The sequence below is a fragment of the Pseudomonas sp. EggHat1 genome (genome assembly GCF_014892995.1).
GTDB lineage: Bacteria > Pseudomonadota > Gammaproteobacteria > Pseudomonadales > Pseudomonadaceae > Aquipseudomonas > Aquipseudomonas chaetocerotis.
In genome coordinates this window covers 270176-291837 of record NZ_JACKQK010000005.1, presented here as the reverse complement: position 1 = coordinate 291837, position 21662 = coordinate 270176, and the positions used below count along the sequence as shown (strand labels likewise).

Genomic DNA, 21662 nt, shown 5'->3' with positions numbered 1-21662 from the left:
TCCTTCATCAAACTGTCATGCATGTGTGGCAGCGCCATCGAACGACTTTCATCAGACTCGCGTTCCAATGGGGTTCTGCGTTTCTGGTGTTTCCATGCGTGCATTAATTTTCCTGGCCGCGTTGCTTTGTGGCCTGCCGTCTTTTGCGGCCAATCGTTGCGACCTGTCCGAGCCGACCCGTTATGCGGATGTCGGTGAAGTGCGCCTGGCTTATCAAAGCATCGGCAGCGAGCGCGATCCGGCTCTGCTGCTGGTGATGGGGCTGGGCGGACAGTTGATCCACTGGCCTGACGAGGTGGTCGAGCGCCTGTGTCAGCAGGGTTTTCGCGTCGTGCGCTTCGACAATCGTGACGTGGGGCTGAGCACCTGGCGGCGGCCGGCGCCGAGCATCAACCTGCCTTACGAGGTGCTGCGCTATCGCCTGGGCCTGTCGCTCGGTGCGCCTTATCACCTGCGCGACATGGCTGGCGATGCCCTGGGCTTGATGGATCGCCTGGGCGTCGACAACTTCCATGTGCTGGGCGCGAGCATGGGCGGCATGATCGCCCAGCACCTGGCCGATCTGGCGCCGCAGCGCGTTCTCAGTCTGACGCTGGTGATGACCAGTTCGAGTGCTCAGGGATTGCCTGCACCCAGCGATGCGCTGGTGTCGCTGCTGGCGAGGCGTGAGGCGGGGAGTCGCGAAGCGGCGTTGCAGCAGCAGGCCGACTTGCTCGCGGCCCTGGGCAGCCCTTCGGTGCATGATGACCGTGCCTTGCTCCTGCATCAGGCCGAGCAGGCTTATGACCGCGCCTTCAATCCCGAAGGCGTACAGCGTCAGTTGCTGGCGATTCTTGCCGAGTCGAGTCGGGTCGAGCTACTCAATCGTCTGACAGTGCCGACGCTGGTGGTGCACGGTACGGCCGATCCGTTACTGCCGGTGATGCATGGCGTGCACGTGGCGGCGCACATCAAGGGCGCGGAGCTCAAGTTGATTCCGGGCCTGGCGCATCGCTTTCAGGATGCCTTCAAGGAACCTTTGCTGGCCGCGGTGTTGCCGCATCTCGCAGCGCATCGGGGGGATTTGGGCCTGGCGCATCTGTAAGGGGCGAGCGCTCAGAGCTCCTGATTGTGCTTGATCGCTTCGCGGCGTTGCAGATGGTCGATGTGCTCGCTGCTGTGGCGTAGCAGCTTGTCGGCCATGGTCATGCGTTCGATATAGCGCGTGATGCTCTGCTCAGCGTCATGGCGGGAGATAAAGGGGCCTTCCAGTGTGCCTTCGCGAGTGGCGAAGAAGTATTGGCCATTGACGGCGCTCAGACGTGAACTGCGGTAGTGCGTGCCCGGTTGAGGGTCGATATCGCGTTGGCCGAACATGGTGAGAGCTCCATCTGCAGGTTCTGGATAATCTGAGTCTACTGTGGCCAATGCGGCGTGCTTGGCAAAACGACAGATGGTAGATTTTGGCAGCCTGTTAGCGTCTTTTAGCGGATTTTATGGATTATTGACGCCGGTCGGCTGGCGTTCTGCGGATGCTGAGCAGTACAGTTTCGCTCGGCAACCGGGCTGAACTGTTGCTGTGTAGGTGTGTATGCCTCTCCTAGAATGCTCTGCTGCGGTCGACATGCTCTGTTGGCCGCCTGCCAGAGGTTGCCATGCACATTTCTTCCGGCCGTTGGATGTACGGCCTGCTGCTCGCCCTGATCACTTCCGTGCTCTGGGGCATCCTGCCCATCAAGTTGAAAGAAGTTCTGCAGGTGATGGACCCGGTGACGGTCACCTGGTATCGCCTAGCCGTGGCCGGTTCCCTGCTATTTGCCTATCTCGCTGCGAGTCGCCGGTTACCGCGTTTTCGGCCGCTGGGACGCAAGGGTGGTTGGCTGCTGGCACTGGCCATTGGCGGGCTGACGGCCAACTACGTGCTGTATCTGGTCGGGCTCAACCTGCTTAGCCCCGGGACCACGCAACTGGTGATCCAGGTGGCGCCGATCCTGCTGCTGATCAGTAGCCTGTTCGTCTTTCGCGAACGCTTCAGCCTGGGGCAGGCGATTGGCCTGATGGTGATGCTGCTGGGCTTCGGCCTGTTCTTCAATCAGCGCCTGGGTGAGCTGCTGACCTCACTGACCGCCTATACCACCGGCGTGCTGACCGTGCTGGCGGCTGCCTTCGTCTGGACCTTCTACGGCCTGGCGCAGAAGCAACTGCTGACCAAGTGGAATTCGGTGCAGGTGATGATGGTCATCTACCTGTCGTGCGCGCTGCTGCTGACGCCTTGGGCGCAGCCAATGCAGGCACTGGAGTTGAGCCCGCTGCAGGGCTGGCTTCTGCTGGCTTGCTGCCTGAACACACTGGTCGCCTATGGCGCCTTTGCCGAGGCACTGGCGCATTGGGAGGCTTCGCGGGTCAGCGCGACCCTCGCGCTGACGCCGCTGGTGACCTTCGTCTCCGTGGCCCTGGCCTCGACCTGGTGGCCGGACCACGTGCTGCCCGAGCAGGTCAACTGGATCGCCTACGCAGGCGCCGTGGTGGTGGTGCTGGGCTCGGCGCTCACCGCGCTCGGCCCATCGCTGATGGCCGCAATGCGGGCGCGCAAGGGCAGGCGCTTGGCCTGATGCCGATCAGATAAGACGTAATGTTTGGCACGGATGGCCTTTGCAGGGTGTGCCATGCGCACCCATGAAGGCAGCACCGGTATTTCGGTGCGCACGGCATACCCTACGCATGTGTTTCCTGCAGGGCGGGGTTCAATCCAGCGGCAGCTCGGTGGTGCGTTTGACCTCGCTCATGGCGATGTGCGAGTGCGCTTCGTGCACGTGCGGGCGTTGCAGCAGGTGGTCGCGCAGGAAGCGCTCGTAATCGGCGATGTCCTTGGCCACGACCTTGAGCAGGTAGTCCGAACCGCCGGCCATGCTGTAGCACTCCAGTACCTGCGGGTAGCCGACCACGGCCTGCTCGAACTCATCCAGATTGCCGCGACCGTGGGCCGACAGCTTGATGTCGACGAACACCGTGATGCCGAACCCCAGGCGCTTGTGATTGAGCAGGGCGACCTTGCGTTCGATCAGTCCCTCTTCCTGCATGCGATGAATGCGTCGCCAGCAGGGCGATTGCGACAGCTCGACTTTCTCGGCGACCTCGGCGGCAGAGAGGTCGGCATCGTGCTGCAGCAGGCGGAGAATCCGGCGGTCGATGGGGCTGAGCTTGTCCTGCATGATTGTTTCCAATTTATTGTGATTGTTGGAAGGATCATGCGAAGTATCGCCTTCGCTACTCGAAAATAGAAAGAAAAAAGCGGAACCCTCCGGTCATGATTTAGGCAAATTCACAGCAGCGATCCTGCCGTGGAAACCAACGGAGCGTGTTTACCGTCGCGCTCCTCGTGCTCGCCATAAAAATAAAAGGAGCGCTCCATGTCACTGGCCGAAATCCGCCTGGATGACAAATATCGTCTCGCTACTGGTCACCTCTACCTGACCGGCACTCAGGCGCTCACCCGCCTGCCCATGCTGCAGAAGCAGCGTGACGCCGCCTTCGGACTCAATACCGCCTGCTTCATTTCCGGCTATCGCGGCTCGCCCCTGGGTGGCCTGGACAAGAGCCTGTGGGACGCGCGCGAGTACCTCAAGGAAAACCACATCCACTTCCAGCCCGGCGTCAACGAAGAGCTGGGTGCGACGGCGGTATGGGGTAGCCAGCAGGCCAACCTGTTCCCTGGTGCGCGCTACGACGGCGTGTTCGCCATGTGGTACGGCAAGGGGCCGGGCGTCGATCGCAGTGGCGACGTGTTCAAGCACGGCAACTCGGCCGGTGTCTCCAAACACGGTGGTGTGCTGCTGCTGGCCGGTGACGACCACGGCTGCAAGTCCTCGACCATCGCCCACCAGAGCGAGCATGCGTTCATCGCCGCGTCGATCCCGGTGCTCAATCCTGCCAACGTCCAGGAAGTGCTGGACTACGGCATCATCGGCTGGGAGCTGTCGCGCTACAGCGGCTGCTGGGTGGCGCTGAAGACCATCGCCGAGAACGTCGATTCCTCGGCCGTGGTGGACGTCGACCCGCTGCGTATCCAGGTGAAGATTCCCGAGGATTTCCAGCTGCCGGAAGACGGCGTACACATCCGTTGGCCCGATCCGCCCCTGGCGCAGGAAAAGCGCCTCAACGTCTACAAGATCTACGCTGCGCGCGCCTTCGCCCTGGCCAACAACCTCAACCAGGTCAAGCTCGATTCGCCCAACCCGCGCCTCGGCATCATCACCACCGGCAAGTCCTATCTCGATGTACGCCAGGCCCTGGATGACCTCGGCCTGGACGAGGCGCTGTGCGCCAAGGTTGGCCTGCGCGTGCTCAAGGTCGGCATGAGCTGGCCGCTGGAGCCGGTGTCGGTGCACCAGTTCGCCGAAGGCCTGGACGAAATTCTGGTAGTGGAAGAAAAACGCAGCATCATCGAAGACCAGCTCACTGGTCAGCTCTACAACTGGCCGGTGGGCAAGCGCCCGCGCGTGGTCGGCGAGTTCGACGAGCAGGGCAATTCGTTGCTGCCGAACCTGGGCGAGCTGACGCCGGCGATGATCGCCCGGGTGATCGCCAAGCGCCTGGCGCCGATCTACAGCAGCCCGACCATCGAAGAGCGCCTGGCCTTTCTCGATGCCAAGGAAAAGGCCCTGGCCGCGCCCAAGCACAAGACCGTGCGCACCCCGCATTTCTGCTCCGGCTGCCCGCACAACAGCTCGACCAAGGTGCCGGAAGGCAGTCGCGCCCTCGGCGGCATCGGCTGCCACTACATGACCCAGTGGATGGACCGCAGCACTGACACCTTCACCCAGATGGGCGGCGAGGGCGCGACCTGGATCGGCCAGGCGCCGTTCACCGACACGCCGCACGTGTTCCAGAACCTGGGCGATGGCACCTACTTCCACTCCGGCCACCTGGCCCTGCGTGCAGCCGTGGCCGCCGGGGTCAACATCACCTACAAGATTCTCTACAACGACGCGGTGGCCATGACTGGCGGCCAGCCCATCGACGGCGAACTGCGCATCGACCAGCTCAGCCAGCAGGTGCATGCCGAGGGCGTCAAGCGCATCGCCCTGGTCAGCGACGAGCCGGACAAGTACCCGACCCGCGCCACCTTCGCACCCGGTGTGACCTTCCATCACCGTCGCGAGCTGGACGCCGTGCAGCGCGAGTTGCGCGAGGTCAAAGGCTGCTCGGTGATCCTCTACGACCAGACCTGCGCCACCGAGAAGCGCCGTCGGCGCAAGCGCGGCAAGCTGGTCGATCCGGCCAAGCGCGCCTTCATCAACCCGGCGGTGTGCGAGGGTTGTGGTGATTGCAGCGTCAAATCCAACTGCCTGTCGGTGCTGCCGCTGGAAACCGAACTGGGGCGCAAACGCGAGATCGACCAGAGTGCCTGCAACAAGGACTTCAGCTGCCTGGAGGGCTTCTGCCCGAGCTTCGTCACCGTCCACGGCGGCAGCCTGCGCAAGCCTGAGGCCGTTGGCCTGAGCGCGCTGTTCATCGCCTTGCCGGAGCCGAAGCAACCGGCCCTGAATCGCCCCTGGAACATCCTCCTGCCCGGCGTTGGCGGTAGCGGTGTAACCACCGTCGGTGCGCTGCTGGGCATGGCCGCGCATATCGAAGGCAAGGGCTGCACCGTGCTCGACCAGGCCGGCCTGGCGCAGAAGTTCGGCCCGGTGATCACCCATATCCGCATCGCCGCGCAGCAGAGCGACATCTACGCCGTGCGTATTGCCGCCGGGGAGACCGACCTGCTGCTGGGCTGCGACCTGGTGGTGTCGTCCAGCGAAGAGTCACTGGCCAAGCTCAACGACAAGATCGCCCATGCGGTGATCAACAGCCATGAAGCGGCTACTGCCGAGTTCACCCGCAACCCGGACGCCCAGGTGCCCGGCGCGGCCATGCGCGAGGCGATCAGTGAGGCGGTGGGCGAGGGCAAGACCCGTTTCGTCGATGCCACTCGCCTGGCCACTCGTTTGCTTGGTGACAGCATCGCCACCAACCTGTTCATGCTCGGCTACGCCTACCAGCAGGGCCTGGTGCCGGTATCGGCCGAAGCGATCAACAAGGCCATCGAGCTCAACGGTGTGGCGGTTCAGCTCAATCAGCAGGCCTTCCTCTGGGGCCGTCGTGCCGCGCATGACCTGGCTGCGGTGGAAAAACTCGCCGCGCCCAAGGTCGTCGAAGCACCGCATTGCAGCACCCTGGAGGAAATCGTCGCCGACCGCGTGCAGCGTCTGACCGCCTACCAGAGCGCAGCCTATGCCGAGCGCTACCGTGAGCTGGTCGAGCGCGTACGCAAGGCCGACAGCGATGCGCAGCAGCGCCTGAGCAAGGCCGTGGCGCGTTACTACTTCAAACTGCTGGCCTACAAGGACGAGTACGAAGTGGCGCGTCTGTACAGCGATGCCACCTTCCGCAAGCAGCTCGAAGCCCAGTTCGAAGGCGACTACCAGTTGCAGTTCCATCTGGCGCCGAGCTGGCTGAGCAAGCCCGATGCGGTCACCGGCCAGCCGCGCAAGCGCAGCTTCGGCCCGTGGATGCTCAAGGCGTTCGGCGTGCTGGCGCGCTTCAAGTTCCTGCGTGGCAGCGCCCTCGATCCGTTCGGCCACAGTGCCGAACGTCGCCTGGAGCGCGAGTTGATCGAGGAGTACGAAGCCAACGTGGCCTACCTGCTCGCCGAGCTCAATACCGGCAACTACCGCATGGCGGTGGCGCTGGCCGAGATTCCCGAGCAGATCCGCGGCTACGGTCACGTCAAGGAAGCGGCGCTGGCCAAGGCGCGCGAGCAGGCGACGCAGCTCAAGGCGCGCCTGACCGTCAGTGAGATCGCCGCCGTGCAGCTGTTCGAACCGGCTGCCTGAACCTCAACCGATCCCCTTTGCCACCCTCTCCCGTGCGGGAGAGGGGCGGCTTTTTACGACCCGATAACCGAGGTAACCCGATGTCCGTCTTCACTCACGTCGACTTCGATCAGCACGAGCAGGTGGTCTATGGCCACGACAAGGCCAGCGGCCTGAAAGCCATCATCGCCATTCACGACAGCACCCTTGGCCCGGCGCTGGGCGGTTGCCGCATGTGGAACTACAGCAGTGACGAGGAGGCGCTGCGCGACGTGCTGCGCCTGTCGCGCGGCATGACCTACAAATCGGCCCTGGCGCGTTTGCCGCTGGGTGGCGGCAAGGCGGTGATCATCGGCAACCCGCACACCGGCAAGAGCGAGGCGCTGTTCCAGGCCATGGGCGATTTCGTCGACAGCCTGGGCGGGCGCTATGTCACCGCGGCAGACTCGGGCACCGGCGTGGCCGAGATGCGCATCATGGCCGAGCGCACCCGCCACGTGGCTGGCGCCGGGCAGCGCGAGGCATTCGGCGGTGGCAGCCGTGACGGCGATCCGTCGCCCTCGACCGCCTATGGTGTATTCATCGGCATCCAGGCTGCTGTGGCGCATCGCCTTGGCCGCCAGGATCTTACGGGCGTTCGCGTGGCGATCCAGGGCGTGGGGCAGGTCGGTTTCGGCCTGGCCAAACTGCTCAAGGAGGCCGGCGCGCAGCTGTGGGTGACGGACATCGTCGAGAGCAACGTGCAGCGCGCCGTCAGCCAGCTTGGCGCCACTGCGGTCGGCCAGCATGAGATCTACCGTCTCGATGTGGACGTGTTCGCACCGTGCGCGCTGGGCGCGATCATCAACCTGCAGACGCTGGAAGCCCTGCGCGCGCCGATCATCGCCGGTGCGGCCAACAACCAGCTGGCCGACGCCAGCCTGGCCGAGCTGCTGCGTCGCCGCGAGTGCCTGTACGCGCCGGATTACGCGATCAATGCCGGTGGCATCATCGATGTCTGCTACGAACGCACCGGTGGCAGCGCTGCGCAGCTCAAGGCGCATATCGAAGGCATCGGCCCGACGCTGACGGAAATCTTCCAGCGCTCCGAACGCGAAGGCGCGACCACCACCGCGATTGCCGACCGCATGGCATTGGAGCGTTTGCGCGGTGGCCTGCAGCCAATGCGTGCGGCAACCGCATCCAAGGCTGTGGCTCAGGGCTGGCAGCGTTAGGCAGCGAGCGGCGCGCGACATGACAAATGCGCGCGCCGCCGCTAAGATGCGGCCCGGCCGTAGCCAATACGGCCCTGTCCCCTTAGTTCAACGGATAGAATAAGCCCCTCCTAAGGGCTAGATGCTGGTTCGATTCCAGCAGGGGACGCCATCTTCGTTTCTCTCCCTCGCGTTCAGCGAACGCTCGTCGCAACGCGCCGTTCTATACGTACTCCTCGATCACCTGCAGCCATGTTGGTCATCCGCTGATGCCACTGCGGCGTGATGCCGTGCGGCCATTTCAATTGTCGGCAGAGGATCGCCATATCAAGGCGTCTCGCCATTATTGCAATGAGAAGTGTTTGCATTCAGGATTGGCGCTCCTTGCCAAGAGCGTGACCTCACATGGAATGTTCTCAACAGTCATTGCCGGCCTCGGGCCGGAGAGGTTTTCGACCATCCTTTGCCGCGAATGCACCTGCTTATGGCCATGCTGTTGCGGTCATCGACCGCAAGGCCTTGCTTGCTGCCTATCAGGCTCAGCGTCATGCGTTGCTCAATCTGGCGACGCGGGTACTGGGGTGTCGCAGCAGAGCCGAAGATGTCCTGCAGGATGCCTTTCTCAAGCTGTGGGAGGGCAGCCTCAATCTCTCCCGGGTGGAGGCGCCCGAGCGTTATCTGAGTCGCCTGGTGCGTAACCTGGCCATCGACCATCTGCGCCGTTTGCAGCTGGAGCAGCGCTACGGTGCTGCCGCCGAACTGGCGGATCTGCAGCCTTCGGAAATCTCGCCGGAGCAAGCTGTGGGCGGGCAGCAGGCCGTGCGCCAGTTGCTCGATGCGCTGGCGGAACTGACCCCGCGCATGCGCCGGGTATTCAAGCTCAGTCAGCTCGATGGCCTCACCCAGCGCGAGGTGGCGACTCAACTGGGTGCGTCGCCAGCGCTCATCAATCTGATTCTGCGCGATACCCTAGGGCATTGCCGTGTTCGACTCGACGGGCAGTGTTCGCGCAACTGTCCCCTGGCCAAGAGGTTCTGAATGAAGCTGCTGCGTCTGGTTTTCCACGAGTATCGCTGGTCCATCGCGCTGGTGCTGGGGCTCAGCCTGAGCAGCGCATTGCTCAGCGTGGCGGTGATCGCCTTCATCAATCAGCGCATGCTCACGCCGGCGAGCAATCCGGGCGCGGCACTGGGGCAGTTCGTCGCCTTGCTGGCCATGCTGCTGGTGCTGGCCTCGGCAGCGCAGCTGTCGCTGACGGCGCTGGGTCACCGCTTCGTCTATCGCATGCGCAGGGCGCTGGTGAAGCGGGTGCTGGACACGGCCGTCGAGCGCCTGGAGATCATCGGTGGTTCGACCATCATCGCCAGCCTGTCCAGCGATATCCGCAACATCACTCTGGCCTTCGTGCATCTGCCCGAACTGATCTACGGCAGTGTGTTGACGCTGGCGGCATTCGCTTACCTGGCCTGGCTGTCGCCCGGTCTATTCGTCACCACACTGCTGTGGATGAGTTTCACCCTCGGCATCGGCTGGTTGCTGGTCGGGCGTCTCAATCACCATCTGCGCATGCTGCGTGAGTCCGAGGATCGTCTGTACGGCGATTACCAGGCGGTGATCGACGGGCGCAAGGAACTGACTCTCAACCGCGACCGCGCGCAGCGCCTGTACGAGGACGAGTTCGACCTCAGCGCCCGCGCCTATCGTGATCACGTGACCCTGGCCGACCGTTACCACGGCCTGGCCAGCAACTGGGCCAACATCATGGTGCTGGGCACCATCGGCCTGGTGTTCTACCTGGCCAACGGCCTGGGCTGGGCGTCCACGGCGGTGGCCTCGACCTACGCGCTGACCATTCTGTTCATGCGCACGCCGCTGGTGTCGGCGGTCGCGGCGATCCCGGCGCAGATCGCTGGGCGCGTGGCGCTGGACAAGGTCGAATCGCTGGCGCTGGCACCGCATGTGGAGGCCTTCGAGCATCCGGCCGATCCCCTGAGCGGCCAGTGGCAGGTGCTGGAGTTGCACGAGGTGGAATATCGCTATCCGGCGCAGGATGGTGAGCCCGGTTTCGACGTAGGGCCGGTCAGCCTGCGCCTGCAACGTGGTGAGACGGTATTTCTGGTGGGCGGCAACGGCAGTGGCAAGTCGACCCTGGCGCGTCTGCTGACGGGCCTGTACATCCCGCAGCGCGGCGAGATCCGCATCGATGGCCGGGTGCTCGGCGCGCAGGAGTGGCCTGCCTACCGTCAGCTGTTCGCATCGGTCTTCACCGACTACCACCTGTTCTCGCAGCTGCTTGGCCCGCACGGCGTGGCAGCGTCGGATGAAGAACTCGATCACTGGCTCGGCAGCTTGCACATTCGCCACAAGGTGCAGGTGGCGGCGGGGCGCCTGCGCGACACGCGCCTGTCCGCCGGTCAGCGCAAGCGTCTGGCCTTGCTCCTGGCGCTGCTCGAAGCGCGCGACATCCTGCTGCTCGACGAATGGGCCGCCGATCAGGATCCGCTGTTCCGTCAGGTGTTCTATCGCGAGCTGCTGCCGCAACTGAAGGCCGCAGGCAAGACCGTATTCGCCATCAGTCACGACGATCACTACTTCGACCAGGCCGACCGCCTGCTGAAGATGGATGGCGGGCAGCTCCACGAACTGCAGGGTGAGCAGCGGGCCCGGGCCAGCCGCAACGCCCTGTTGGAGATCGGTGGCCGCGCCCATTCCTGAGCACTGGCTACCCTCACTGCGCCCGCATCATGCGGGCGCAGTCGTTTTAGCGAAGTGATTTCCCGTTCCCAAGGCAATTGCCCTAAACATTCCTTCCTCTCGTTCGTCAGTGTTAATGAGAATGTTTTCCAGTCATTCCGGCTGGCGAACCACCCATTCAGCACGCAGATATCGGGAGGATTTATGGGGCTCGTTCATGACTATATCGGGGTTGGCTTCGGGCCCTCGAACCTGGCATTGGCCATCGCCACCGAAGAGTTCGCCCAGCGCAGTGGGCGAGAGCCCAGCGTCTGCTTCATCGAGCGCAAACCTTCATTCAGCTGGCATGAAGGCATGCTGATCGACGGCTCGAGCATGCAGATCTCCTTCCTCAAGGATCTTGCCACCCTGCGCAATCCGGCCAGCCGCTTCACCTTCATCAGCTACCTCAAGGCATGCGGGCGCCTGGAGGACTTCATCAACCTGAAGACCTTCTACCCCAGCCGCGAGGAGTTCAACGACTACCTCGGCTGGGCCGCCGATGCGTTCGCCGGGCAGTTGCATTACGGTGAGGAGGTGACCAGTATCGAGCCGTTCTACATCGCCGGCGTCTGTGCCGGCGTCGAGGTGGTTTCGCGCAGCGCCGACGGGCAGAGCACGCGGCGCCGCGCGCGCAACCTGGTGCTGGGTATCGGTGGCGTGGCGCAGATTCCGGCGGCCTTCGCCGGCATGACTGACCCGCGTATCGTGCATTCCTCGCGCTACCTGGGCGCCCTCGATGCCATGCTGGGCGATGGCAGTCGCCCGCGGCGTATCGCCGTCATCGGTGGCGGGCAGAGCGCCGCAGAAATCTTCCATGACCTGGCATGCCGCTTCCCGCAGATCGAGGCCAGCCTGCTGGTGCGCGGCGGCAGCCTCAAGCCGTCTGACGACAGCCCGTTCGTCAACGAGATCTTCAATGCCGACTTCACCGACCGCATCTTCGCCCATAGCCCTGTGCAACGCGCGCAGATGCTCAGCGAGTACCGCAACACCAACTATTCGGTGGTCGACCTGGAGCTGATCGAGAAGATCTACCACCTGTTCTACCAGCAGAAGGTCCGTGGTCAGCACCCTCACCGCTTGCTCACTCACCGTGAAGTCACGGCCGTTGCCGTCGACGACAACGCTGTGGAACTGAGCCTGCGCAACACCCTGGACGGCGACCAGCACAGCGAGCGTTTCGATGCGGTGATCCTCGCCACCGGCTACCGCCGCGACTATCACCGCACCCTGCTGGCGGGGTTCGCCGACTATATCGAAGGCGATGCTGTCGACCGCCAGTATCGCCTGCCGCTGCGGGCGGACTGCCAGGCGCAGATCTTCCTGCAAGGCGGCTGCGAGGGCAGTCATGGTCTCAGCGACACCCTGCTGTCGGTGCTGGCCATGCGCTCCGAGGAGTTGGTCAGCACGATGTTCGTCGAGTCCGCCGGCACGCAGGTGCGCGATTCGCTGCGTCTGGCCGCAGGGTCGCTCAGCTAGTCGGCTGACGCAGTTTTTTCCTTCTTCCGCGAGCGGTTCGGCAGTTACTGCCGGGCCGTACGCAGGCACGAGTTTTCACGGGTGACGAGATGAGATCGATGGTGGATCAGGCGCAGCATTTTGCCGATATTCTGGATTATCACGCCGAGCACGCGCCGGGCCGTGTGGCCATCCGGCATATCGTGGCGGATCAGGGCGAGCCGCTGCTGACGACGTACGCCGAACTGCGCGAGCAGGCGCTGGCGGTCGCCGGCCTGCTGCAGCAGCGCATGGGCTGTCAGGGTGGCGAGCGTTGCGTGCTGATGCTGCCCAGCGGTGCCGATTACGCCGCCGCCTTCTTCGGCTGCCTGTATGCCGGCGTGATCGCGGTGCCGGCCTTCCCGCCGGAGAGCAACCGGCAGATGCATATCGAGCGCCTCACCGGCATCCTGCTCGATGCCCAGCCCTCTGTGGTGCTGGCGTCGCGCGAGGTGATCCTGCGTTGCCAGGCGGAACTGCAGCCGCTGCTCGCGCCCGAGGCGCAGATGATCGCCATCGAGGATGTCGATGCCCGCGACCGCGCCGGCTACCAGCCACGCCTGATCGCCAGCGATGCGCTGGCCTTCCTGCAATACACCTCGGGCTCCACCCGTGCGCCCAAGGGCGTGATGGTCAGTCACGCCAACCTGCTCGCCAACGAGCGCAGCATGAGCCGGGGCTTCAGCGCCGCTCGGGAGGAATCCTGGGTCAGCTGGCTGCCGCTGTATCACGACATGGGCCTGATGGCCGGGCTGCTGCTGCCGATCCTGCATGGCGGCACCCTGACGCTGATGGCGCCGAACTTCTTCCTCGCCCGGCCGACGCGCTGGTTGCAGGCCATCAGCCAATACGGCGGCACCTTCTCCGGCGGGCCGGATTTCGCCTATCGCCTGTGCACCGAACGCGTCCCGCAGAGCAGCCTGGAAACGCTCGATCTGAGCAGCTGGCGCCTGGCGTTTTCCGGCTCCGAGCCGATCCGTCTGGACACCCTGCAGGCCTTCAGTCAGCGCTTCGCGGCAGCGGGGTTCCGCGCCCAGGCGCTGGCGCCGAGTTACGGCCTGGCCGAAGCGACGCTGTATGTGTGCGTCGATGCTGCCGAACGTGAACCGCAGGTGGAAGCGTTCGCCGGCACGACAGCGGGCCAGGCGGACAGCCGCCTGCCGGCCTGTGGCTGGAGCGATGCCGAGCACCCGCTGCGCATCGTCGAGCCGCAGACGCTGGAGGTGCTGGGGGACGATCAGGTCGGCGAAATCTGGGTCGCCGGGCCGAGCATCGCTCAGGGCTACTGGCGCAACCCTGAAGCGACCGCCGAGGCCTTCGTCGAACGTGATGGTCAGCGCTGGCTGCGTACCGGCGACCTGGGCGTGGTGCGCGAGCGTCAGCTGTTCATCGCCGGGCGCCTGAAGGATCTGATCATTCTCAATGGCCAGAACCATTACCCGCAGGACATCGAGCAGGCCCTGGAGCAGGACATCGAGCTGCTGCGCCAGGGGCGTATCGCCGCGTTCGCCGTCACCGACGAGCAGGGGCTGGAGGGTGTCGGCCTGGCGCTGGAGATCAGCCGCAACGTGCGCAAGCTGATCAGCGCCGAGATGATCTGCCAGCGCATCGCCGATGGCATGGGCGAGCGTTTCCAGCTGGCGCCACAGCTGATCCTGCTGCTCGAGCCGGGCACCTTGCCACGCACCACCAGCGGCAAGCTGCAGCGCTCGGCCTGCCGCAGCGGTTGGCAGAACGGCAGCCTGGCGACCTTCGCGCAGTGGTACAAGGGGCGCCTGCAAGGGGCCGATGCGGCCAGTCCGGCGCCGCAAGCCGGCGCCGTGCTGCCGCAGGTGCTGCAGGCCTGGCAGGAGGTGCTGGGCTGCACGGACCTGGAGCCGGGCGATCACTTCTTCGCGCGCGGCGGGGATTCGGTGGGCGTGATGCAGGTGCTGGCGCGTCTCAACGCCGAGCTGGGGCTGGAGTTGCAGGCCGACAGCCTGTTCGAGCGGCCGCGCCTGGGGGCATTCAGTGCCTGGGTCGCGGCGCAGCCGCGTACGACGCGGCAGATGCCGCCACTGCTGGGCGAGGCGCGTGACGCACAGTGCGCGCAATCCTATGCGCAGCAGCGCCTGTGGTTTCTCGAGCGCTTGCAGGGTGACGCCAGCGCCTACCGACTGGGCGGTGAACTGCGCTTTCAGGGCCGGCTCGACGAGACGGCGCTACAGCGCAGCTTCGATGACCTGGTCAGTCGCCACGAGAGCCTGCGCACGCGTTTCGTCGCTGGCGAAGAGGATGGCGTACCGCTGCAGTGCATCGATCCGCCATTTACCGTCGACCTGACGCGTTTCGATCTGCGTGGCGAGGTAGATAGCGAAGCAGCACTGGCGCGCCTGCGCGATGAGCGAATGAACCTGCCGCTGGATCTGCAGCAAGGGCCCTTGTGGCACCTCGCCCTGGTGCGGATGGATGAGGACGATCAGCGCCTGCTGCTGGTGATGCATCACATCATCTGCGACGGCTGGTCGATCCAGGTGCTGATCCGCGAGTTCGCCCAGCTCTACGCCGCCCATGTCCTCGGCCAGGCGGCGAACCTGCCGGCACTGCCGGTGCAGTACGCCGACTACGCGCTCTGGCAGCGGCGCTGGCTGCAGGCGGGCGAGGGCGAGCGTCAGCTGACTTATTGGAAGCAGCAGCTCGGAGACGAACAGCCGTTGCTGCAACTGCCTGCCGACCACCTGCGCCCGGCGCGGCAGAGTCACCGCGGCGCGCGCCACGCCATTCGTCTCGATGAGGCGCTGAGTCAGCGTCTGCGCGCGCACGCCGCGGACCAGGGCGTCACCCTGTTCATGCTGCTGTTGGCCGCCTTCAAGGTGCAGTTGCAGCGTTACAGTGGCCAGCGCGATATCCGCGTTGGCGTGCCCAGTGCCGGGCGCGTGTGCCGGGAAACCGAGGCGCTGATCGGCTTCTTCGTCAACACCCAGGTGCTGCGCAGCGAGTTCGGCGGCGAGCATCGCTTCGCCGATGTCGTGGCCCAGGTTCGGGCAGCGGCCCTCGGTGCGCAGGATCATCAGTTGCTGCCCTTCGAGCAACTGGTCGATGCGCTGGCGCCGCAGCGCAGCCTGAGCCACAACCCGCTGTTCCAGGTGAAGTTTACCCAGCAGTTCGCCCTGGCCCAGGACCTGGCCCTGCCCGATGTGACCCTCAGCGCGCACCAACTGGACGAGCAGGCCGCGCACTTCGATCTGGGGTTGGACATCACCGATTTGCCCGAAGGCATCGAGGCCGCCTTCACCTATGCGCAGGATCTGTTCGAGGCGCCGCGCATCACCGCCTTCGCCACCGATTTCGAACATCTGCTGGAGCAACTGCTGGCGCAGCCGCAAGCGCTGCTGGCCAGCCTGCAACTGACGGCACAGCCTTCGCAGGTTGTGGGCGTCGAGCGCGGGTTTGCCGCTGCGCAGGTGCTCGAACTGTGGCAGCCGCAGGTGCATGGCGAGGCCGTGGCACTGATGCACGACGGCCTGCCCTGCAGCTTCGCCGCACTGGAAGCCCAGGCCAATCAGCTGGCGCAGCACCTGCTCGCCCTCGGCGTGGCGCCGGAGCAGCGCGTCGGCCTGTGCTTGCAGCGGTCGCCGGCTTTTGTCATCGGCCTGCTGGCTGCGCTCAAGGTCGGCGCTGCCTTCGTGCCGCTCGATCCGGCCTGGCCGGCGCAGCGCCAGGCGTTCGTCCTGGCCGACAGCGCCTGTGCCGTATTGCTCGGTGAAGCCGTGTCGGCGCAATCTTTCGCCGGCCCACAGCTGGACTTCAGCGCCGATGCGCCGTGGCGCCAGCAGCCCAGCGATGCGCCAACGGTGTCGGTGCATCCGCTACAGGCGGCCTACCTGATCTACACCTCCGGCACCACCGGCCAGCCCAAGGGCGCGGTGATCAGCCATGCGGCCCTGGCCGACTACGTGCAGGGCTTGTTGGAACAACTGGCACTGGCGCCTGAGGCGAGCATGGCGATGGTCTCCACCGTGGCGGCCGACCTGGGTCATACCGTGCTGTTCGGTGCGCTACTGTCCGGGCGCACCCTGCACCTGCTGAGCCCGGAAACCGTGGCCGACGCCGATAGCCTGGCGGACTACCTGAGCGCGCAGCAGGTCGGCATTCTCAAGATCGTACCGACTCATCTGTCCGGCCTGCTGCAGGCCGGCGCAGGTGAGCGGGCGATACCCGCGCATGCGCTGATCTTCGGCGGCGAAGCGCTGCCGGCCGAGCTGGTGAAGGAGGTCAAGCGCCTGCGCCCGCAGTGCCGGGTGATCAACCACTACGGCCCCAGCGAAACCACGGTCGGCGTGCTGACTCACGAGATCACGGACGCCGAGCTGGCAGCGTTGAGCGGCGTGGTGCCGATTGGCCGGCCTTTGCCCAACGTCCGCGCCCTGGTGCTGGACGCTGGCATGACGCCGCTGCCGCAGGGGGCGGTCGGCGAGCTGTATCTGGGTGGGCCTGGTCTGGCGCGCGGCTATCTAGCGCGTCCGGGGCTGACGGCGGCGAGTTTCCTGCCCGATCCCTTCGCCAGCGGTGAACGTCTGTATCGCACCGGCGACCGTGCGCGCCTGCTGGCCGACGGGCGTATCGAATTTCTCGGGCGCGGCGATGATCAGGTCAAGGTGCGCGGTTATCGCGTTGCCCTCGGCGAGATCGTGGCGCAGTTGCGTGGCCTGGCGGGGATCGCCGATGCCCATGTGCAGTTGGACGAACGCGGCCAGTTGCTCGCCTACGTGGTTGCGCAAGAGTCTTCTCTCGACCCCGCACAGGTGCAGGCGCAGCTTGCCGAGCGCCTGCCGGATTACATGCTGCCGAGCCATGTGCTGCTGCTCGAACGCTTCCCGCTGACCGCCAATGGCAAGCTCGACCGTCAGGCGCTGCCGCAGCCGCAGGCGGCAGAGCAGGGCTTCGAGACGCCGCACGAGGGCGTCGAGACGCAACTGGCGGCGCTCTGGCAGCAGGTGCTGAAGGTCGAACGTGTCGGCCGTCGCGACAACTTCTTCGCCCTCGGTGGCGACTCCATCCTCAGCCTGCAGATCATCGCCCGTGCGCGGCGCCAGGGCATTCGCCTGACGCCCAAGCAACTGTTCGAGAAACAGAGCATCGCCGAACTGGCGCAGGTCGCCGTCCTCACCGAGGCACCGGCGACGCTCGTGGGAGCGAGTGCCGAGATGACGCACAGCTTCGCCCTGACGCCGATCCAGGCGCGCTTCTTTGCCCAGTCCCCGGCGCGTATCGGCCACTGGAACCAGTCCTTGCTGCTGGCGGCGGACGAGCCGCTCGACGCCCGTGCGTTGGCCGAGGCGCTGCAAGCCGTGGTGCGTCATCACGCCAGTCTGCGCCTGAGTTTCCAGCAGGATGCGCAGGGCAACTGGCAGCAGCGCTATCGCGACGCACAGCCGGCGCAGGAGCTGCTGTGGGTTTGCCAGGTGGCCGCCGCCGACGACCTGCCGGCGCTGTGCGACGAAGCCCAGCGCAGCCTGGATATCGAGCACGGCCCGCTGCTGCGCGCTGTATTGGCGCAGTTGCCGGACGGGCGCAACCGCCTGTTGCTGGCTGTCCACCATCTGGCGGTCGATGGCGTGTCCTGGCGCGTGCTGCTCGACGATCTGCAGCAGGCCTACACGCAGCGACTGGCCGGACAGGTGGTCAGCCTCGCAGCAGTGGCCGCGAGCTTCCAGCAGTGGTCGGCGCATTTGCAGGCCCTGTCCGGCAGCTCGGACCTGGCGGCACAACTGGAGTACTGGCAGGGCTTCAGCGCGGCCGAAGCCTGCCTGCCCTGCGACCGGCCCGAAGGCAGTGCCAGGGTCGCCGATGCTGGCCAGTTGCACTTGCAGCTCGATGCCGCCACCACCGCGCGCCTGCTCGGCGAGGTGCCGGCGGCTTACCGCACGCAGATCAACGATGTGCTGCTGGCGGCGCTGGCCCAGGCCTTGTGGCAGTGGAGCGGGCGTCGGCGCACGGTGATCAGCCTGGAGGGCCACGGCCGCGAAGGCGATCAGCTCGACCTGAGCCGCACGCTGGGATGGTTCACCAGTCTCTATCCGGTCGCGCTGCAAGCCTGCGATGACCTCGGCGCTACCCTCAAGCAGATCAAGGAAGGGCTGCGTCAGGTGCCGGACAAGGGCATCGGCTACGGCGTGCTCAAGTACCTGGCCAAGGCTCCGCTGGAGGAGCTGACGGGACAGGGGCTGACCTTCAACTACCTGGGCCGTTTCGATGACCAGGCCGCTGCACGCTGGCACCTGGCCGACGAAGCGAGCGGCTCGCCACGCGACGGCAGCGGCCCGCTGGCCAATGCCCTGGCCATCGACGGCCAGGTCCGTGGCGGTTGCCTGCAACTGGCGCTGACCTACAGTCGTGCGCGCTTCGAGACGCGCAGCGTCGAGCGTCTGCTGGCTCTCTACGAACAGGCGCTGCGGCAACTGATCGAGCATTGCTGCGCGCCTGGTGCCGGTGGCCTGACGCCTTGCGATTTCCCCCTGGCAACGCTCGGCCAGGCGCAGCTCGACGCGCTGCCTCATGCGCCGCAGCAGATCGAAGACCTGTTCCCGCTGGCACCGATGCAGCAGGGCATTCTGCTGCACAGCCAGCTGGAGCAGGGCAGCGGCATCTACCTGATGCAGGACCAGTACGCCGTGGCCAGCGCGCTGGACGTGGAGGCCTTCACCCATGCCTGGCAACAGGTGGTGCAGCGTCACCCGGCGCTGCGCACGGCCTTCTGCAACCTCGACGGCACGCCGCATCAGCTGGTGCTGCGTCAGGTGCCGTCGCCGGTGCAGTTCCTCGACTTCAGCGAACTGCCGCGTGATGAAGCCGAGGCCAGGTTGCAGGCGATCCTGCGCGAGGAGCGTCAGCGTGGCTTCGACTTCACCCAGGCGCCTTTGCTGCGCCTGCGCCTGGTGAAGTTCGCCGAAGCCGATTTGCGCATCGTGCAGAGCCATCACCATGCCCTGATCGACGCCTGGTGCCGGGGCCTGATGCTGGCGGAGTTCTTCGCCCAGTACCGCGCTCGCCTGCTCGGGCGCAGCCTGCAACTGCCGCCGGCGCGGCCTTATCGCGACTTCATCGCCTGGCTCGCACGCCAGGACGAGGCGGCCAGCCGCCGCTACTGGCGCGATGCGCTGGCCGGCTTCGACACGGTCACGCCGCTGCCTTATCGCCGCCAGCAGGGCGAGGCGGGCATGCATGACGTCAGTCTCGCGCTCGATGCCGGGCAGACCCGCGCGCTGGCCGAGCAGGCGCGTAGCCATCAACTGACCGTCAACACCTTCGTCCAGGCCGCCTGGGCGCTGTTGCTGATGCGCTACAGCGGGCGCGACGACGTGCTGTTCGGCGTTACCGTAGCCGGCAGGCCCACCGAGCTGGAGGGCATCGAAGAGGCGCTGGGGCTCTTCATCAATACCCTGCCACTGCGCGTTCGAGTGCCGGGCGAGGCAGTGACTGGCCTGCACCTGCTGCAGGCGCTGCAGGCGCAGAACGCCGGCATGCGCCAGCATGAGCAACTGTCCTTGGCCGAGGTGCAGAACCTTGCCGACACGCCGCGCGGCCAGCCGCTGTTCGACAGCCTGTTCGTGTTCGAGAACGTGCCGCTCGGTGGCGAAGTACAAGAGGCGGTCGAGACCTACCGCATCACGCCGCTGGCCAACCGCACCCACACCAACTATCCGTTGACCGTGGTGCTGCTGCCGGGCTCCAGCCTGACCCTGCAACTGAGCTTCGACACCCAGCAGTTCGCCGTGGCCGACATGCAGGTACTGGTGGAGCATTTCCGTCGTCTGCTGTTGCAGCTGAGCGAGGCGCCGCAGCGTCCGTTGAGCGAGCTGCGCCTGCTCGATGAAAACGAGCGCGACGCCCTGTGCCAGCTTGGCCAGGGCGCCATGCAGCCGCACTGGTATGCGCAGAGCTACCTGGCGCGTTTCGAGGCGCAGGTGCAGCAGCAGGGCGCACGTAGCGTCGCCCGCTGCCAGGGGCAAACGCTGTCCTACCTCGAACTCAACGAGCGGGCCAACCGTATCGGCCATGGCCTGATCGAATGCGGTGTGCAGTTCGATGACGTGGTGGCGCTGTATGCGCCCCGTGGTCTGCCACTGCTGAGCCTGATCATCGGCGCCTTCAAGGCCGGTGCTGCCTACCTGGCGCTGGACGAGCGCCATCCGCCGGCGCGCAGCGCGCGCATGCTGGCCAGCAGCGCCGCGCCGGTGCTGATCACCCTGCGCGAGCAACTGGCGCAGGTTCAGGCGATGCTCGCCGAACTGCCGCAGCCGCCGCGCGTGCTGGTCTATGAGGACTTGCTGGAGCATGGCCGCCGCGACAACCCCGGGCGCTACGCCGGCCCCGAGCACCTGGCTTACCTGATCTACACCTCCGGCTCCACCGGCGAGCCCAAGGGAGTGATGGTCAACCAGCGCGGCATGCTCAACAACCAGCTGGCCAAGGTGCCTTACCTGCAACTCGGCGAAGCGGACGTGATCGCCCAGACCGCCGCCACCGGCTTCGATATCTCGGTCTGGCAGCTGCTCACCGCGCCGCTGTTCGGTGGCGCGCTGGAGATCATCCCCGATGCCATCACCCACGATCCGCAGGCCTTGCTCGCGTGCGTCGCTGATACCGGGGTGAGCGTGCTGGAGGCGGTGCCGGCGGTGATCGACGGCATGCTCGAAGCTGCGCCCGTGGCGCTGCCGGCACTGCGCTGGCTGTTGCCCACCGGCGAGGCGCTGAGCCATGAGCTTGCCACGCGCTGGTTCGACCGCTACCCGCAGGTGCCGATGATCAACGCCTACGGCCCGGCCGAGTGCGCCGATGACGTGGCGCTGTACCGCCTGAACGCGGCGCCGGCCCGTCGGCAGTCCATCGCCATTGGCCAGCCGACCGACAACAACCGCCTGTACGTACTGGGCGGCGACCTCGAGCTGCTGCCCGCTGGCGTGGTCGGCGAGCTGTACATCGGCGGCACCGGCGTGGGCCGTGGTTATGCCGCGCGCCCGGGGCTGACGGCCGAACGCTTCGTGCCCGATCCCTTCGGTGCACCGGGCGAGCGCCTGTATCGCAGTGGCGACCTGGCGCGCTGGAATGCCGAGGGCCAGCTCGAATACGTCGGCCGGGTGGACTTCCAGGTGAAGATCCGTGGCCAGCGCATCGAGCTGGGCGAGATCGAAGCCTGCCTGCTAGCCAGTGCGCCGCTGCGTCAGACCGTGGTGGTCGCCCACGAGGGAGCAGCCGGTACGCAGCTGATCGCCTATGGCGTGGCCGAAGCCGGCCAGCAGATCGAAGTGCAGGCGCTGCGTGAGGCCCTGGCTGCGCAGCTGCCAGCCTTCATGGTGCCGGCGCAGATCATGCTGTTGCCGCGTCTGCCGCTCAACGCCAACGGCAAGCTGGATCGCCG

At 65.8% G+C, this 21662-nt stretch carries 10 protein-coding genes and 1 tRNA gene (1 of these 11 cut by a window edge); 9 read left to right on the top strand and 2 right to left on the bottom strand.

The window, feature by feature from the left end; translation table 11 throughout:
- Positions 1-94 precede the first annotated feature (94 nt).
- Positions 95-1084, top strand: coding sequence for an alpha/beta fold hydrolase (locus tag INS93_RS11285; RefSeq protein WP_160017563.1), 990 nt, complete (start codon positions 95-97; stop codon positions 1082-1084).
- A gap of 11 nt (positions 1085-1095) precedes the next feature.
- Here INS93_RS11285 and INS93_RS11280 read toward each other — a convergent pair whose 3' ends face one another.
- A complete protein-coding gene (locus tag INS93_RS11280) occupies positions 1096-1356 on the bottom strand; it encodes a DUF6316 family protein (protein WP_160017564.1) in 261 nt (86 codons plus the stop codon).
- 278 nt (positions 1357-1634) lie between these two features.
- Here INS93_RS11280 and INS93_RS11275 point away from each other — a divergent pair, with 278 nt between their 5' ends.
- Complete coding sequence (locus tag INS93_RS11275) at positions 1635-2591, top strand: DMT family transporter (RefSeq protein ID WP_192981871.1); 957 nt, start codon at positions 1635-1637, stop codon at positions 2589-2591.
- A 132-nt stretch (positions 2592-2723) separates the two neighbouring features.
- Here the strand turns inward: INS93_RS11275 and INS93_RS11270 are convergent, their stop codons facing one another.
- Complete coding sequence (locus tag INS93_RS11270) at positions 2724-3191, bottom strand: Lrp/AsnC family transcriptional regulator (RefSeq protein ID WP_160017566.1); 468 nt, start codon at positions 3189-3191, stop codon at positions 2724-2726.
- 198 nt (positions 3192-3389) lie between these two features.
- Between INS93_RS11270 and INS93_RS11265 the strand changes: the two genes are divergently transcribed.
- The 7 genes from INS93_RS11265 to INS93_RS11235 form a co-directional block, all read left to right on the top strand.
- Positions 3390-6857 carry an indolepyruvate ferredoxin oxidoreductase family protein gene (locus tag INS93_RS11265; protein WP_192981869.1) on the top strand — a complete coding sequence of 1156 codons (3468 nt, stop codon included), beginning with the start codon at positions 3390-3392 and terminating at the stop codon, positions 6855-6857.
- Between the two features lie 80 nt (positions 6858-6937).
- On the top strand, positions 6938-8050 hold the full coding sequence (locus tag INS93_RS11260) for a Glu/Leu/Phe/Val dehydrogenase (protein WP_192981866.1): 1113 nt from the start codon (positions 6938-6940) through the stop codon (positions 8048-8050).
- Between the two features lie 76 nt (positions 8051-8126).
- Positions 8127-8201: transfer RNA gene (locus INS93_RS11255), tRNA-Arg, on the top strand.
- A gap of 233 nt (positions 8202-8434) precedes the next feature.
- Positions 8435-9067: a sigma-70 family RNA polymerase sigma factor gene (locus tag INS93_RS11250; protein ID WP_160017569.1), complete on the top strand. Its 633-nt coding sequence runs from the start codon at positions 8435-8437 to the stop codon at positions 9065-9067.
- The gene (locus INS93_RS11245) at positions 9068-10744 is read left to right on the top strand and encodes a multidrug ABC transporter permease/ATP-binding protein (RefSeq protein ID WP_192981863.1); all 1677 of its coding nucleotides are present in this window, start codon (positions 9068-9070) and stop codon (positions 10742-10744) included.
- Between the two features lie 183 nt (positions 10745-10927).
- Positions 10928-12244 (top strand): lysine N(6)-hydroxylase/L-ornithine N(5)-oxygenase family protein, encoded by a 1317-nt coding sequence (locus tag INS93_RS11240; protein WP_192981860.1) that lies wholly within the window; start codon positions 10928-10930, stop codon positions 12242-12244.
- 98 nt (positions 12245-12342) lie between these two features.
- Positions 12343-21662: the 5' portion of a non-ribosomal peptide synthetase gene (locus INS93_RS11235; RefSeq protein ID WP_192981972.1), read on the top strand. 340 nt of this gene lie beyond the right edge of the window; the window shows 9320 of its 9660 coding nt (coding positions 1-9320); the start codon lies at positions 12343-12345; its stop codon lies beyond the right edge, outside the window.

Excerpts from the sequence above, each read along its gene's own strand:
- INS93_RS11285 (WP_160017563.1), top strand. The coding sequence starts at position 95 with ATGCGTGCATTAATTTTCCTGGCCGCGTTGCTTTGTGGCCTGCCGTCT.
- INS93_RS11280 (WP_160017564.1), bottom strand. The coding sequence starts at position 1,356 with ATGTTCGGCCAACGCGATATCGACCCTCAACCGGGCACGCACTACCGC.
- INS93_RS11275 (WP_192981871.1), top strand. The coding sequence starts at position 1,635 with ATGCACATTTCTTCCGGCCGTTGGATGTACGGCCTGCTGCTCGCCCTG.
- INS93_RS11270 (WP_160017566.1), bottom strand. The coding sequence starts at position 3,191 with ATGCAGGACAAGCTCAGCCCCATCGACCGCCGGATTCTCCGCCTGCTG.
- INS93_RS11265 (WP_192981869.1), top strand. The coding sequence starts at position 3,390 with ATGTCACTGGCCGAAATCCGCCTGGATGACAAATATCGTCTCGCTACT.
- INS93_RS11260 (WP_192981866.1), top strand. The coding sequence starts at position 6,938 with ATGTCCGTCTTCACTCACGTCGACTTCGATCAGCACGAGCAGGTGGTC.
- INS93_RS11250 (WP_160017569.1), top strand. The coding sequence starts at position 8,435 with ATGGAATGTTCTCAACAGTCATTGCCGGCCTCGGGCCGGAGAGGTTTT.
- INS93_RS11245 (WP_192981863.1), top strand. The coding sequence starts at position 9,068 with ATGAAGCTGCTGCGTCTGGTTTTCCACGAGTATCGCTGGTCCATCGCG.
- INS93_RS11240 (WP_192981860.1), top strand. The coding sequence starts at position 10,928 with ATGGGGCTCGTTCATGACTATATCGGGGTTGGCTTCGGGCCCTCGAAC.